The following is a 14,987-nucleotide window of genomic DNA, read 5'->3' as shown; positions in this document are numbered from 1 at the left end:
AATTAAAATCAATCTTTCAGGAAGTTTTCTTCTATTATAAACTTATATCAAAATAGGGGGGTGAACATACGATATATGTTTTTGTGTGTAATGGGCTCCTTCGGGGGCTTTTTTTATTGACTGAAAAATAGGCGAGTGGGAAAAATGACAGACCATCCAAGGACAAAAGAGAGTGCAGACGGAAAAATAATGTCGGGGGCTGAAATAGTGGTCCAAGCTCTTATTGATCAAGGAGTTAAACATCTTTTCGGTTATCCTGGTGGGGCTGTTCTTCCTATTTTTGATATTCTCTATCACCAAGATACACTCCAGCATATTTTGGTGCGCCATGAACAAGCTGCAGGGCATGCTGCTGAAGGTTATGCACGCAGTACTGGAAAGGTAGGTGTTATGCTTGTGACTTCTGGTCCAGGCGCAACGAATGCTGTTACACCTTTGCAAGATGCACTTATGGATTCTATACCTCTTGTTTGTTTTTCTGGTCAGGTAGCGACAACGATCATTGGAACAAATGGCTTTCAAGAAGCTGATACAGTTGGTATTACAAAGCCCTGTACTAAATATAATTGTTTGGTTGAAAATGTGGATGATCTTGCGGAAATCATTCATGAAGCTTTTTTTATTGCTCAATCAGGACGTCCAGGGCCGGTTTTGATTGATATTCCTAAAGATGTGCAATTTGCTTCAGGTGTTTATAGAGCTCCTCAAGTTTTGGCATCTCTGCGTTCTTATCCGCAATCGAAGGGGAATACTAAGGCTATCGAATGTGCTGTTTCTCTTTTAGTAGAAGCAAAGCGTCCTGTTATTTATTCTGGTGGTGGTGTTATTTCATCAGGCCCTGAAGCTGTAAAGCTTTTGCGCGATTTAGTTCAACTGGGTGATTTTCCAATTACGTCAACACTCATGGGGCTTGGTGCTTATCCCGCTTCTGGCAAAAATTGGCTTGGAATGCTTGGGATGCATGGAACCTATGAAGCTAATATGGCCATGCATGATTGTGATGTTATGTTGGCTGTTGGTGCGCGCTTTGATGATCGTATCACTGGGCGACTGGATGCATTTGCGCCTCATGCGCGTATTATACATATTGATATTGACCCTTCTTCTATTAATAAGATCGTAAAAGTGAAAGTGCCACTTATTGGTGATGTAGCTTGTATTTTAGGAGATATGACGCAACTCTTAAAGATACAGCAACCAGCGTTCAACAGTGAAGTCCGTGAGGCGTGGTGGACGCAGATTAACCGCTGGAGAGCTCGTAATTCATTGGCATATATGGAAAAAAAAGATGTTATCATGCCACAATATGCTCTTGAACGGCTTTATGCACTGACCAAAGATGCGAATGCTTATATCACAACGGATGTGGGACAGCATCAGATGTGGGCAGCACAGTATTATCATTTTGATGAACCAAAACATTGGATGACTTCTGGTGGTCTTGGAACGATGGGGTATGGTCTTCCGGCGGCTATAGGTGTTCAAATAGCTCATCCTGATGCGCTTGTTGTGTGTATTTCTGGTGATGCCTCCATTCAGATGAATATTCAAGAACTTGCAACAGCAATTCAGCATGATACACCAGTGAAAATTTTTATTTTAAATAATCAGTATATGGGGATGGTCCGTCAGTGGCAGCAATTGCTGCATGGTAATCGTCTTTCTCATTCTTATACCGAATCTATGCCTGATTTTGTGAAATTGGCACAAGCTTATGGAGCCGTAGGGATTCATTGTTCAAAACCAGATGAACTTGATGATAAAATTCAGCAGATGATTAACAGTGATAAGCCTGTTCTTTTCGATTGTCGTGTTTATCATTTAGAAAACTGTTTTCCTATGATCCCATCGGGATGTGCCCATAATGAGATGTTATTACCCGATGAGGCAAGCGAGGAAGCTGTTGCAAATGCTGTTTCTTCCGAGGGAAAGATTCTTGTATAAAATGAATATATTAACAAAATAGTTGAAGAATGGTGATGATGAAGTCTTTGGAGGCTTCATCTCTTTCTCTTCTTTGTGGAGAGTTCCTATTATCCTTAGAGCTCATTTTATGATTTTCATTCTTTGTTTAAAGACATGGGGTATATTATTATTTGTTCATCTAAAAAAATGTTATAAGTCGTGTGCCCAATTATGTTTGAATTTATTTGTATGCGATGTTTGTTTTTTAAATTCATATGTTCACATTAATAGCTATTTCGTTGCATTCTTTAGATAATACATTGAATTATCTGTTGTAAATTAATTATGTTGTCTCATATATGAAAGATTCCATCGTGCAAGAAAAAAAGCCACCGTGCTTGAAGGGTGCAACCATGCAAACCGTCATGCCTATAAAACAATAGAAAAGTTTGTTATTATGTTCTGGTTTTGCATTATGAAATTGCTCCAAATCGCTCTTTCAAGGGCTCGATAAGAGAATCTCCCTAGCGGCTTGAAAGGAAGGGAAAAAATAACAAAGATCAAATGCAGCCGTAGAAAATCAATAGGCCACCATAGCTTATAATCAGGTAGTAACCTCACCTGATTATGCGGGAGAAATCTATACATATGAGATGTGTAGTCAATATATAAACCAGAATAATACTTAAATCATATCATTATCAGTACATTAACATTGAAAATCAAATACTCTTTCTTTTATTTGTTCTACATATCTATGATTCCATAAATCTGCAGACACAAACACTCTTTGAATCCACCGCATTGGGTTTTCATAAAGATCAAATGATCCAGAAAATTTATCTCTACAGTGTAGAGCCATTCTGTTATCAATGTATAATAATCTTCCTGGTTGTACATCAATTCCAAAAGATACAGCCTTTATAGCTTCATAAAAATGATCTAAAGCGTCCTTGGCTTTTTTTGACTGTGGTTCTAACATGCCCGGATAAAAAACAGCGCTGATATCTGGGAATTCACCGTCCCCTTGAACGAGGGGCACTTTACTTGTAGAGGTTACCCCATTTTTTCTCCATCTATAGGGAACATTAATTATATATAAATTATCCCTTAAGCTACTCAAATCCTCTTCACTTAAAAGTTTTCAAGCTAGACATGCATCAGATATTCTCATTAACGGGCCATCAACATCATTGCAAACACCAGATAAAAGTATCCCTTTAGGAGATAAATTTAAACCAGTTATAAATTTTAGTGCAGCATTTTCTATATGAAAATCTAACTCAACTTCAGATCCTAATCCTGTATAATCTTTTTTATTATCCTCTAAAGGAACTAGGTTATTTACTATATGTTCGCCTTCAAATTTAATTGAATAAGGCTCTCCGATCAATAAAGAAAACATCATAATTAAATTTTCGCTAATATGGCCACTTTTACAAGACGCATCTAAATTATAATGATTAGGTGACGTATTAATTTGTCTATCAATTGGAAGGTTTTCAAAGATTAAAAATGGTCTAGGGGTAATAGACACCTTTTGATTCATAAGAATTGTCGATATTCTATATGGTAGCAGCGAAAATGCTATTTTTTTAGCTCAACCGAATATTCAATACCACCGTATGGATCATAAATAACATGATCTAAAGCCTCCCAAAGTTTGTCTCTTTCGACATTGCTCAACTCAAAAGTATTTTCATTTATCATTATAATTTCCTCCCCAATTATATTTCCCTACTTTTTTATTAAGAAAAGTGAAAAAACAATAATTAAAATTAAAATCAGCCATGTTAGTAAATAAGTGTCTGTAAAATCTTGTATTAATCCAAATAATGGTGGAGCAGTAACAATTGCGATTTGATTGACAGACATTGCTAACCCCAGAGAAAAGCCAACGCTTTCTTTCGGCGAAGAGTCTACAATATAAGCAACCCAAGGGCCATACCATCCCATTCCAAAAAAACCTAACCAAGCAGATAAAATAGTTAAATAAATTATGGATCCACTCATGCCCAAAATTAATATTAAAAATCCAAAAACGACTGCAATCATGCAAAACAAGACAGGAAAAAATCGTCCTTTTCTACAATGATCACTCCACGCTGCTAAAATAATTCTTCCTAAGGCACCAGAAGCCTGTGAAACAAAAAACAAATAAGCATTTTTATCTAAAGACAGGTGATAGATTCTATAAAAATAAATACTTATAAAAATGGTTAAAACATATTGAACGATCACAAGTGAAACGCCTGAAAAATAATATTCTTCATATGCGGCTCAGCCAACATCGCAAAACGAGATCTTACATTTGCATAGAACGAAATTCTTGCCTTGCTTTTTGGAACGATAGCTACAACTTTTGCTGGGGAGTGATAAAAAATAATAAATATACATCCACCTAAAAAAGAAATTATGGTACCGACCAAAAACGCACCTTGTATGCCATAGACAAGCGCACTAGCAGGAAGAACTATCCCAGCTAATGCCCCACCTAATGGTAGTCCCGCTTGCCTTATTCCCATTGCAAATCCGCGTTGCGATTGTGGAAACCATGAAGAAACAGATTTAGCGCCACCGGGTTGAGCAGAACTATAAAATCCCCCTACAATTAGCAAACAGACCAAAAGAGCAATATAATTTTCTGCAATTGCTCCCAACAAAAGAGCGACAGAAACGCCGACCGCGCCAACTCCAACAATATAGCGCTCGTTAAACTTGTCTAGTAATTCGCCAGCTACAAGTAACCCAATAATAGGTAGGAACTGCGCTGCTGAAGACAGCAAACCTATCTGAGAGTCACTAAGCGAGAAATCCTTCTTAAAAATTCAGCTAAAGGACCAATCCCTTGAACAAAGAAGCAGGCTGATGCTTGAGCGATAGTGGCAACAAGCAATACAATCCATTTATAATAATTTTTTTCTATAAATTTATTATTGCTCACTATGCCCCTCCAATTAAAGTGTATTCCAATAAAGTGGTCTTTTTTTAATAATGCTTGCAACAATAAATTAGGTATTTTATGCTGATTACATAAAAATCTGTCAATACGATTGGTATTAATATGAAAGCTAAGGAATATGCTTAATTTAAGGAAATAAGCTATTATGTGTAGTGCAAATTTGATACGCTAGCGATATAAGATAAATTTTACAAACATTGGTTCAGCCGGCATTAAGCGTTCTTCATAAAAGAAGCTATATTTTGGCAAGCTTTTTCAATATAATTCTCAAAGCTTTCTTCAGTCACATAGCCCAGATGCGGTGTGCAAAGAACTCTATCTGATTGCAATAATTTGCTCTCATATACTGGCTCGCTGTCATAAACATCCAGTGCAAAGTAAGTTGAATTTTCCAAACTTAGTATTTTTTCTATCGCCCCTTTTTCAACCAAAGCTGAACGCGCTGTGTTGACAAAAATAGCATGAGGTTTCATGCTCAATAGATCATCTAATTGAATGATTTCTCTGGTTTTATCGCTTAAACGTAAATGTACGGATATAATGTCAGGACGTGTAAAAAATTCATCTTTTGAATGCGTAAAATGATAACCTAAATTTTTTGCTTCTTGCGTTGAACGCTCGCTCCCATAAACCAAAATGGACATGCCAAAAGCTTGAGCATATTGAGCAACCATTTTACCAATACGTCCAAACCCGAATATTCCAAGAGTAGCCCCTTTCATTTGGTTGCCAAATGTTGTTTGCCATCGTCCTTTTTTCATATCAGACACAGATTTACAGAGTTTTCTACGCGCAGACATAATTAAGAGCCAGGCAAATTCAGCAGCAGAAGTTGGATCTCCACCACCCTCTAATATTTCAATTCCTAAGTCTCTACAAGCTTCTATATCAATATGTGAACCTATAGGTCCTGTTTGGCAGATTAATTTTAAATTTGGCAGTTTCAGGAGAAGATTTCTATCAACTATAGTCCGCTCTCTGATTAAGATAAGAATATCTATCTCTTTGAGCTTATCTTCTAAATCACATTCTTTAGCTAAATTATTTATAACAAGCACTTCATGCGATTTCATTAATTTTGTAATAGACTGTAATGTTAGGGTGGCTTTTTGATAGTCATCTGGAATTAATATTTTCAATTTAAATCTCCCGTTTCATTCATCAATATTTGAGCTCATTATTTCATTTTTAAAACAACCAAAAAGCAATCTCATTGCTGATATTTTGACATAACGCCAAGTCTATTAACAAATTATACCCCTTGATGTCATTGTTATTTCTAGAATAAGAATAGCATTAATCCGTTAGTTTTTATAAACTTTAAAACATTGCGACAAAAAGAAAAAGTTTGATACAGTAGATGGAGAATTGCACTTTTCTCATATTCTAGAGGACGGACCTGAAGTGCTACGCTGGACTGAAAGCATGTCCCAATTTTCTTATAATAAACTACCAAGAAGGCCATATTTACGAACCAGATTTTATTGTCGGAACAGAAAAAGCTACATATTTGTGCGAGATAAAGCGTGCTTCGTATAAGCGTGATGTCTCTCTTTGTTCGTTGAGATATAACTTATTTGTAGCATGAAGAGTAAATTTATTAAAATCATGATAAGAGGGAGATAGGAAATTTATAGGTGTATCATCATAGGATTAAGTAGTTTTGTTGAGAGCTATTTCTATTTCTGCCAAAAGGTTTTTGATATATTTAATGATTATTTCGTAATAGTGGATGTACTTTATTTTTATGTGCAAGAAAGCTGAGTGATTGTGTAAAATAGTATTCATAAAATTACATTATTCTTATCCTGTTAAGGACATTTTTTCTAGCGAAGGTTTTGCAATTGCAATGCTTTTTTTCTCATTCTAAATTTTGGTTAGAAAAAGCGTATATAGGTATTATTTTAAATTTAAGATATGCATATTCCATTGTTGGTGTTACTGTTGTAAAAAATGATATTTTATTTGATGAGTATAAGGTGTTACCAAGAAGATCGATGTATAGATAAAATTTAGATTTTTACAATATCTTGAAAAAGTAATGGGTAAATAATTGATAATTGTGCTACGAAAGTTGTTAGATGGGCGTGTATCAGCAATTCTTAATAAAAAAGTTTTTCTTGATAGTTGGTTTTTTTCAAAATACTGCTCTTTTTATGCAAATCTTATGTTGGTAAGCCATGCAATTTTCACCGGAACAGGATAATGCATTGAAGGCTGTTGCTGCGTGGTTGAAAGAGGGCCGTTCTCCACTTTTTCGCCTCTTTGGCTATGCGGGGACGGGTAAGACAACGCTGGCACGCTATTTTGCTGAAACAGTTGATGGTTCTGTTCAGTTTGCTGCTTTTACAGGTAAAGCGGCACAGGTTTTGCGCTCTAAAGGCGCCAGTAATGCTTGTACTATTCATTCGTTGATTTATTGTCCGCGTGGGGAAGAAGAAGTTTCCGATGAAATTACGGGAAAGAAGTCTATTGCTCCAACATTTACATTAAATCGGAGGAGTGCGGCTGCACAAGCTAAACTCATTATTGTTGATGAATGTTCGATGGTAGATGAAAAATTGGCACGTGATTTAATGAGCTTTCGGACGCCAATTCTTGTTCTGGGTGATCCAGGTCAATTGCCTCCTATATCGGGTGGAGGATTTTTTTCTAACGGAGAACCAGATTTTCTTCTTTCAGAAATTCATCGGCAAGCGCGGGATAATCCGATTATACGTCTTGCTATGGATGTGCGTGAAGGACGCGATATTGCTTATGGTGACTATGGAGAAGCTCGCGTTGTTACACGTAAAGAGGTTAATCAACAATTGGTTTTGGATGCTGATCAGGTATTGGTAGGGATTAATCGTACGCGCTACCTCTATAATCAGCGTTTGCGTGTGTTAAAAGGATTTACAGCAGATTATCCGCAAGCAGGAGATAAGCTGGTGTGTTTGCGAAATGATCCTACTAAAGGTTTGTTGAATGGCTCTTTATGGAAGGTTATGACTTCACAGAAGGAGACTGTTAAACCAAGTATTAATCTTCTTGTAAAACCAGAAGAAAGTGAGCGTGGGGTAGCAAAGATTAAACTGTTAAAAGCAGCATTTGAAAATCCTGATCAGGAAATTTCATGGCAATTAAAAAAGCGATATGATGATTTTGATTATGGGTATGCATTAACGGTTCATAAGGCGCAAGGTTCTCAATGGAATAATGTCGTTTTGTTTGATGAAAGTTTTGCATTTCGTGATATGTATGCGCGCTGGCTTTATACGGGAATTACGCGTGCAGCAGAACGTTTAATGATTGTTCGATAAAAAATTTTATTTTTTAGGATTATGTTGGTGAATGTATCTTTTTTCTTGCTTTAAGAGTTATAGACAAAAATAGGAGTGTGCATGGCGGTAAAACTTTCGGTTAATCTTAATGCTGTTGCTGTTTTGCGTAATCGACGTAATCTTCCGTGGCCAAGTATCACGAATATTGGGCATATAGCACTTGCTGCTGGAGCAGCAGGTTTAACTGTTCATCCACGCCCTGATGAACGACATATTCGTTTTTCTGATTTGCCAGATATACATCGTTTAATTAATAGCACATTTCCTTCTGCTGAGTTTAATATTGAAGGTTATCCAAGTGAACAGTTTTTAGATGTAGCAGAAAAATATGCTGATCAGATTACTCTTGTACCTGACGATCCAGCTCAGTCAACATCTGATCATGGTTGGGATTTTGTGCATGATATGCAATTTTTAGCACCTATTGTTAAGCGGTTGAAAGAAAAGAAAATTCGTGTATCATTATTTGCTGATCCTATTGTCTCTAGTCTTGATATTGCTAAAGCGATTGGTGCTGATCGTGTGGAATTTTATACTGGGCCATATGGTGGTGCGTTTAATGATAAGGAAAAGCAAGATAAAGAGCTCAATAAGCTTGTTTTAGCAGCCAAAAGGGCCAAAGAGCTGCAATTAGGTGTCAATGCAGGGCATGATTTGACAATTTCTAATCTGCCTGCTCTTCTTAATTACATTCCTTGGCTTGATGAAGTTTCTATTGGTCATGGACTTATTGCTGATGCATTAGAATATGGAATGCGTGAAACTGTTCAACGTTTTACGCGGCTATTAGTATAACTCTTTATTCAATTTAAAAGGATTAGTGGTAAATTTTATTGTTTTAAGCTTGTGGAGGGGAAAACTCTAGTTAATTTCTGAAGTGTATTTTTAAAGAAGTAGGTATTAATCGGTAGATTTAATAAGAAGTGATAAAATTCATACAGATTTTCTAGAAAGTTTTCAGAAAGAGATATGTTCAATAAGTGTATCTAAAAATTTCTAAAGTTTACATAGAATAAAGCATAAGAAATTCGGTATTGTACAAATGATCTGTTTTATAATGAGGAAGGATAAAATGTTTTTTTACGCTAAAATGTAGAAAACAAATATGTTTATTTTGTCATTTATAATTTTTCTTGCTATCTACTCTGTTTTGGTTCATGTTTAATGGTTGTGTAGTGTATCTTAGTTTTAAGGATGCAGTGGTGCGTTGTGCCGGAGAGTAGAATTTTATTCCTCTTCAAAGTCTTGTTTTGTATATTGTTTTGTTTTTTAGAGCTACGGCTGGAGCCTACTTGGGGATCCAGGGGTATTTTGGAAGATTTGGGGGGACATAGTTTTTGTAGGCACTATGTAAAATTTAAAGGTTATTATCTGTCAAATTGTTATGATTAACGGCTGGATTATTCATAGCATTAAAATAATTTGAAATTCAGTTTAAATGTAAAGATAAGGAAGTATTTCTATGCGTGTTTATTATGATCGTGATGCAAATGTTAATTTAATAAAAGAAAAAAAAGTAGTTGTTGTTGGTTATGGTTCGCAGGGACGTGCACATGCTTTAAATTTAAAAGATTCTGGTGTTCAAAATATAAAAATTGCTCTGCGTTTTGGATCGGAAACAGTTAAAAAGGCCGTTGCAGATGGTTTTGAGGTCGTTGGTGTTACTGAGGCAGCAAAGTGGGGAGATCTTATTATGATGGCAACACCAGATGAATTGCAAGCTGATATTTATAAAGAGCATATTCATGATCATTTACGTGATGGCGCGGTGATTGCTTTCGCCCATGGTTTAAGTATTCATTTCGGTTTAATTGAGCCTAAAAAAACAGTTGATGTTGTGATGATTGCTCCTAAAGGTCCAGGGCATACAGTGCGCAATGAATATCAACGTGGTTGCGGTGTTCCTTGCTTGATTGCGATTGCACAAGATGCTTCAGGACATGCTCATGATATAGCTTTGTCCTATGCATGTGGTCTTGGTGGTGGACGTGCTGGGGTGATTGAAACAACATTTAAAGAAGAGTGTGAAACTGATCTATTTGGCGAACAAGCTGTTCTTTGTGGTGGTCTTGTTGAGCTTATTCGCGCAGGTTATGAAACACTAACGGAAGCAGGTTATGCACCGGAAATGGCTTATTTTGAATGTTTACATGAGGTTAAATTGATTGTTGATCTCATCTATGAAGGTGGCATTGCGAATATGAATTATTCGATTTCCAATACGGCTGAATGGGGCGAATATATGTCTGGTCCACGCGTGATTACTGATGAAACAAAAGCAGAAATGAAGCGTATTTTGAAGGATATTCAGACGGGTAAATTTACGTCAAATTGGATTCAAGAGTATAAAGCTGGTGCAGCTCATTTTAAAGGCATGCGGCGTTTAAATGATCATCATCCTATCGAAGAAGTTGGCAAAAAACTCCGCTCTATGATGCCTTGGATAAAATCTAACGCTTTAGTTGATAAAGAGCGTAATTAAAGCCATAGAAATTTCCATGTAAAAAGCTCTTATGCTTTATCTACGAAAAGGGTAACTTTAGTTACCCTTTTTTTGATATGCTTTTCATACATAGGCTTTATTTCTCAGGTTTTTGCGTTTGCAAACTCTTTTTTCCAAAAATAAAGTATACAATTCCTAAAAAGATAAACCACACTGGAGTATATTTGAGAGCTATTGCAGTATCTTCTTCTAATGATAATAAATAAATAATGAATGCAAAAAAGATTAGAAGAATCCAACACATAAAAATACCTCCAGGCATTTTATAAGGAGATACGGCATGTTGGAGAGGACGGCTGCGACGATAGACAATATAGCTGATCAAAATTATAGACCATACAAATATAAACAAAATTGCTGCGATTGTGGTCACAATTGTAAAAGCACCTATGACTGTTGGTGATAGCGATAAAACTGCATAGCCTAATAAGATGCATAAACAGGAGAAGGATAGTGCGTTGGCTGGAACGCGGTTGCTAGAAAGTTTTCCTAAAAATTTAGGTGCTCCCTTTTGCATTGCGAGACCGTATATCATGCGGCTGGTAGAAAAAATACCACTATTGGCTGAAGATGCGGCAGCTGTTAGAACAACAAAGTTCATCAAACCAGCAGCGGTTGGAATACCAATAAGTGCATACATCGTTACAAAAGGGCTTTTTTCTGGAATGATTTGATTCCAAGGGGTAACGGACATAATTACAATGAGAGAGAAAATATAAAAGAAAATAATGCGGATTGGTATCGAATTGACAGCTTTCGGCAAAACTTCTTGTGGTTCTTTGACTTCAGCTGCAGTTGTTCCAGCGAGTTCTATGCCAACAAAAGCAAAAATAACAATTTGAAATCCGGCAAAAAATCCTGTAATGCCTCGAGGAAAGATATTTCCACCGTTCCATATGTTGCCAAGGGAGGCAACGGTGCCGTTCGGGGAGATAAAGCCAGTAAAGATCATGTAAAATCCTACAATAATTAATACTAAAATTGCTAGGATTTTGATAAGACCAAACCAAAATTCGAGTTCTCCAAATAATTTTACGGCTACGAGGTTAAATATTAAAAAGGACAGAAGACCTATGAGAACAGGAATCCACGAATTGAGTTCAGGCCACCAAAAGTGTGTATAACTGACAATAGCAATAATTTCAGCAGTCCCGGTTACAATCCAGCATAACCAATACGTCCAGCCGATAAAAAATCCAACACTTGGACCAAGAAGATCGGTTGAAAAATCAATAAAAGATCGATACTGCGTATTAGAAAGCAGTAATTCTCCCATGGCACGCATTACGAAGTATATAGCGCAACCAATAATAGCGTAAACTAATAAGATTGAAGGACCAGCGACGCTAATTGTTTTTCCTGATCCCATAAAAAGACCTGTTCCAATAGCTCCACCAAGGGCTATAAGTTGGATGTGGCGATTATCTAGTCCACGTTGCAATTTTTTTTTAGGTTTTTTTTCTAATTTTTTTTTATAGTTCATTTTAAAGAGGTTCCCTTTAATTATTTAAGATAAAAATTACCCTGAAAAAAGGTAATCCCCCTTATCCAATCACGATATGGCTGAAGAGTAAAGGAAAGAAAGCTTTTTTATGACTCTATGTGGACAAAGAAAAGGAATGTAAACTTAACGGGAGTGTGCTCTTTTACTGAAAAATAACGTAACAGGAATTTGAGTGCGGAGTTTTAAGTATAGCTTTGATGGCTATGAGAAGACATACTATGATTGATTAGACAATTGCTCTTGAGCTGCTAAATCTTCGTGAGAAACCGCTAGGATTATCGATAGGTGGATGAAAAAATTTGAAGTGAAATAATGTGTTTATATTATACTTATCCTCTATAATTAAGTACAAATCGTTTTAGTTGTTATGGTGGGTGGGGGGATTTTTGATTTTTTCAGATAGAGTGTAGGATTGTTATCTTCTTAAAAAAAATTCACGGTAAGCAATTTTGAAATAATTTCTTTATGAACTATTCTAATTACGGTAGGGGATAGAAATAAAGAGAAAAATTCTGCTATTAATTTTCAGAAGGATATTTTTGATTTCAATATATCGATGTCGTTGATTGGATTGGAGGGTTGGTTCACGGTTATTTATTTTTATTTAGTAGCATAAACGGGTGAGATTTCTTTTCTTTTGCACAAAAGAAATGAGAAATACAGTAGAATTTTTTATTCTGAAATTGTGAACAAGAATTCTGTTCAGCTATTTGCACATTGGGTAAAACTTATGAAAATTTTTTGATTACTTAATGTGCTTTTCAGCTTCAAGAGGAAGTTGGGGAAAATTCCGTTTTATGCTGCTTTGTATAAATGCTAGTGCTTTTGTTAATCAAAAACTTTATTGAAGCCCCTAGAGGATTCTATTAAAAAAACCAATGCTCTATATAAAAAAGGGTAACTTTAGTTACCCTTTTTTTGATATGCTTTTTATGTACAGGTTTTATTCTTTATCTTTAGCTGTTTTTTTTTCTTAGAAAGATAAAATACGTTATGCCTAAGAAAGCAAACCATACTAGACTATATTTAAAGGCTATAAAAGTATCATGTTCTAATGTCAACAAATAGAGCATAAAAGCAAAAAAAGCTAAAATAGCCCAGCATGCGATAACACCTCCTGGCATTTTATAGACAGATTCAGCATGTAGTTGGGGGCGATTGCGACGATACACAATATAGCTCACTAGAATTACAGACCATACGAATAAAAATGCGATAGCTGAAATACTGGTCACAATTGTAAAAGCACTTATGATACTTGGGGAGAGTGATGTAATTGTGTATCCTAATAAAATACACAAGCAAGAAAAGAACAGGGCGTTGGCTGGGACATGGTATTTGGAAAGTTTTCCCAAAACACGAGGTGCTCCTTTTTGCGTTGCAAGCCCATATATCATGCGACTGGTAGAAAAAATACCACTATTTGCGGAAGAGGCAGCAGATGTTAGAACAACAAAATTCACTAAACCAGCAGCTATCGGAATGCCAGCAAGCCAAAACATTTCAACAAAGGGACTTCTATCTGGAATAACTTGATCCCAAGGTGTGACGGACATAATCACAATAAGAGAAAAGATATAAAAAAATACAATACGAACCGGTATTGCATTAATTGCTTTTGGTAGAACTGTTTTAGGGTCTTTAACTTCAGCTGCAGTTGTTCCGGCAATTTCTATACCAACAAAAGAAAAGATGGCAATTTGAAAACCAGCAAAAAAACCTGTGATTCCCCGAGGGAATATATTTCCATCATTCCATACATGATTCAGAGAGGCAACAGTACCATTGGGAGAGGTAAAGCCAGTAATGATCATATAAAATCCTACAACAATTAATACTAAAATCGCTACAATTTTGATAAGACCAAACCAGAATTCAAGTTCACCGAACATTTTTACAGCAAAGAGATTGAAGACTAAAAAGAAACCAATACAAGAAAAAACAACAACCCATGGATTAAGTGTTGGCCACCAAAAATGCATATAAGTGATGATGGCAATAATATCTGCTGCTCCAGTTACAACCCAGCTCAACCAATAGCTCCAACCAACAAAAAAAGCAATTCCTGGTCCTAGCATATCAGTTGAAAAATCAACGAGAGACCGATATTGTGAATTAGAAAGCAATAATTCTCCCATAGCACGCATTACGAAGTATAAGGCGCAACCGATAATAGCGTAAACGAGTATAATAGAGGGCCCTGCTACGCTAATTGTTTTTCCTGACCCCATGAAGAGGCCTGTTCCAATAGCTCCACCGAGAGCTATAAGTTGTACGTGACGGTTATCTAATCCCCGTTGCAATTTCTTTCGAGGATCATCTTCTAAATTTTGTTTATAGTTCATTTTTTGGAGGTTCCCTTTAATTATTTAAGATTCAAATTACATTGAAAAAGTAACTGGTGTATCGAAGCATGATATAAATGAGGAGTAAAGGGGAAAAACATTTTTTATGATTTCATGTGGATAAACAAAAGAATATGGAACTGATAAGGATATCTATTCCACTCCACAACAACACAACAGATATTTGAGTATAAAGTTGTAAGTTGTTGCTGAGATGGTGAAATAAATGGCTAAGTAAGAAGACTTAATATTATTATGGCAGTATTTTTAAGCTGTCTTAAACAGTTATAAGGAATCTCAAGGGTTCCAGAAAAGCCTATCCGTGCATACGTGCTATAGTTATTTTCGATGTCATAATGAAGAGAGACTTTGATTTCCGGACGAATGTCAGCTAAAGGCACGTTTTATTTAGCAATATCGGCTGATTCCGTAGTGAATAGAGCGT

At 36.1% G+C, this 14,987-nt stretch carries 12 protein-coding genes; 4 read left to right on the top strand and 8 right to left on the bottom strand.

Translation table 11 applies throughout. The features are described from left to right. Window positions 1-144: 144 nt before the first annotated feature. Window positions 145-1,944: an acetolactate synthase 3 large subunit gene (locus MCS_RS03715; RefSeq protein WP_004855808.1), complete on the top strand. Its 1,800-nt coding sequence runs from the start codon at window positions 145-147 to the stop codon at window positions 1,942-1,944. Window positions 1,945-2,614: 670 nt separating this feature from the next. Here the strand turns inward: MCS_RS03715 and MCS_RS08650 are convergent. The 6 genes from MCS_RS08650 to MCS_RS03700 all read right to left on the bottom strand — a co-directional run bounded on the left by MCS_RS08650 (window position 2,615) and on the right by MCS_RS03700 (window position 6,006). Then, window positions 2,615-3,028 carry a TauD/TfdA family dioxygenase gene (locus MCS_RS08650; RefSeq protein WP_244596011.1) on the bottom strand — a complete coding sequence of 138 codons (414 nt, stop codon included), beginning with the start codon at window positions 3,026-3,028 and terminating at the stop codon, window positions 2,615-2,617. Window positions 3,029-3,049: 21 nt separating this feature from the next. After that, window positions 3,050-3,442: a hypothetical protein gene (locus MCS_RS08645; protein ID WP_244596009.1), complete on the bottom strand. Its 393-nt coding sequence runs from the start codon at window positions 3,440-3,442 to the stop codon at window positions 3,050-3,052. A 50-nt stretch (window positions 3,443-3,492) separates the two neighbouring features. After that, window positions 3,493-3,615, bottom strand: a complete 123-nt coding sequence (locus MCS_RS08835) for a hypothetical protein (protein WP_004855804.1) — start codon at window positions 3,613-3,615, stop codon at window positions 3,493-3,495. 27 nt (window positions 3,616-3,642) lie between these two features. Then, window positions 3,643-4,146, bottom strand: a complete 504-nt coding sequence (locus tag MCS_RS08830; RefSeq protein ID WP_004855802.1) for an MFS transporter — start codon at window positions 4,144-4,146, stop codon at window positions 3,643-3,645. Next, window positions 4,143-4,691 carry an MFS transporter gene (locus MCS_RS08825; RefSeq protein ID WP_004855801.1) on the bottom strand — a complete coding sequence of 183 codons (549 nt, stop codon included), beginning with the start codon at window positions 4,689-4,691 and terminating at the stop codon, window positions 4,143-4,145. The genes MCS_RS08830 and MCS_RS08825 overlap by 4 nt, the downstream gene beginning before the upstream one ends. A gap of 388 nt (window positions 4,692-5,079) precedes the next feature. Continuing rightward, on the bottom strand, window positions 5,080-6,006 hold the full coding sequence (locus MCS_RS03700) for a D-2-hydroxyacid dehydrogenase family protein (protein ID WP_004855799.1): 927 nt from the start codon (window positions 6,004-6,006) through the stop codon (window positions 5,080-5,082). A gap of 1,041 nt (window positions 6,007-7,047) precedes the next feature. Between MCS_RS03700 and MCS_RS03695 the strand changes: the two genes are divergently transcribed. From MCS_RS03695 to ilvC, 3 genes are all read left to right on the top strand, one after another. Then, the gene (locus MCS_RS03695) at window positions 7,048-8,169 is read left to right on the top strand and encodes an ATP-dependent DNA helicase (protein WP_004855798.1); all 1,122 of its coding nucleotides are present in this window, start codon (window positions 7,048-7,050) and stop codon (window positions 8,167-8,169) included. An 81-nt stretch (window positions 8,170-8,250) separates the two neighbouring features. Continuing rightward, entirely contained in the window at window positions 8,251-8,985 is a 735-nt protein-coding gene (locus tag MCS_RS03690; protein WP_004855795.1) for a pyridoxine 5'-phosphate synthase, read from the top strand. 667 nt (window positions 8,986-9,652) lie between these two features. Next, window positions 9,653-10,672 carry a ketol-acid reductoisomerase gene (gene ilvC / locus MCS_RS03685; protein ID WP_004855793.1) on the top strand — a complete coding sequence of 340 codons (1,020 nt, stop codon included), beginning with the start codon at window positions 9,653-9,655 and terminating at the stop codon, window positions 10,670-10,672. 97 nt (window positions 10,673-10,769) lie between these two features. Here ilvC and MCS_RS03680 read toward each other — a convergent pair whose 3' ends face one another. Continuing rightward, on the bottom strand, window positions 10,770-12,176 hold the full coding sequence (locus MCS_RS03680; protein ID WP_004855790.1) for an amino acid permease: 1,407 nt from the start codon (window positions 12,174-12,176) through the stop codon (window positions 10,770-10,772). Window positions 12,177-13,153: 977 nt separating this feature from the next. Then, entirely contained in the window at window positions 13,154-14,542 is a 1,389-nt protein-coding gene (locus MCS_RS03675; protein WP_004855787.1) for an amino acid permease, read from the bottom strand. Window positions 14,543-14,987 lie beyond the last annotated feature (445 nt).

It is taken from the genome of Bartonella doshiae NCTC 12862 = ATCC 700133 (assembly GCF_000278155.1).
Taxonomy (GTDB): Bacteria; Pseudomonadota; Alphaproteobacteria; order Rhizobiales; family Rhizobiaceae; genus Bartonella; species Bartonella doshiae.
The sequence above is the reverse complement of the archived record's forward strand: the minus strand, read 5'-3'. Positions and strand labels throughout refer to the sequence as shown.

Bases quoted from the DNA above. Each gene is read 5' to 3' on its own strand.
- MCS_RS03715 (WP_004855808.1), top strand. From the start codon at position 145: ATGACAGACCATCCAAGGACAAAAGAGAGTGCAGACGGAAAAATAATG.
- MCS_RS03680 (WP_004855790.1), bottom strand. From the start codon at position 12,176: ATGAACTATAAAAAAAAATTAGAAAAAAAACCTAAAAAAAAATTGCAA.
- MCS_RS03695 (WP_004855798.1), top strand. From the start codon at position 7,048: ATGCAATTTTCACCGGAACAGGATAATGCATTGAAGGCTGTTGCTGCG.
- ilvC (WP_004855793.1), top strand. From the start codon at position 9,653: ATGCGTGTTTATTATGATCGTGATGCAAATGTTAATTTAATAAAAGAA.
- MCS_RS03675 (WP_004855787.1), bottom strand. From the start codon at position 14,542: ATGAACTATAAACAAAATTTAGAAGATGATCCTCGAAAGAAATTGCAA.
- MCS_RS03690 (WP_004855795.1), top strand. From the start codon at position 8,251: ATGGCGGTAAAACTTTCGGTTAATCTTAATGCTGTTGCTGTTTTGCGT.
- MCS_RS08835 (WP_004855804.1), bottom strand. From the start codon at position 3,615: ATGATAAATGAAAATACTTTTGAGTTGAGCAATGTCGAAAGAGACAAA.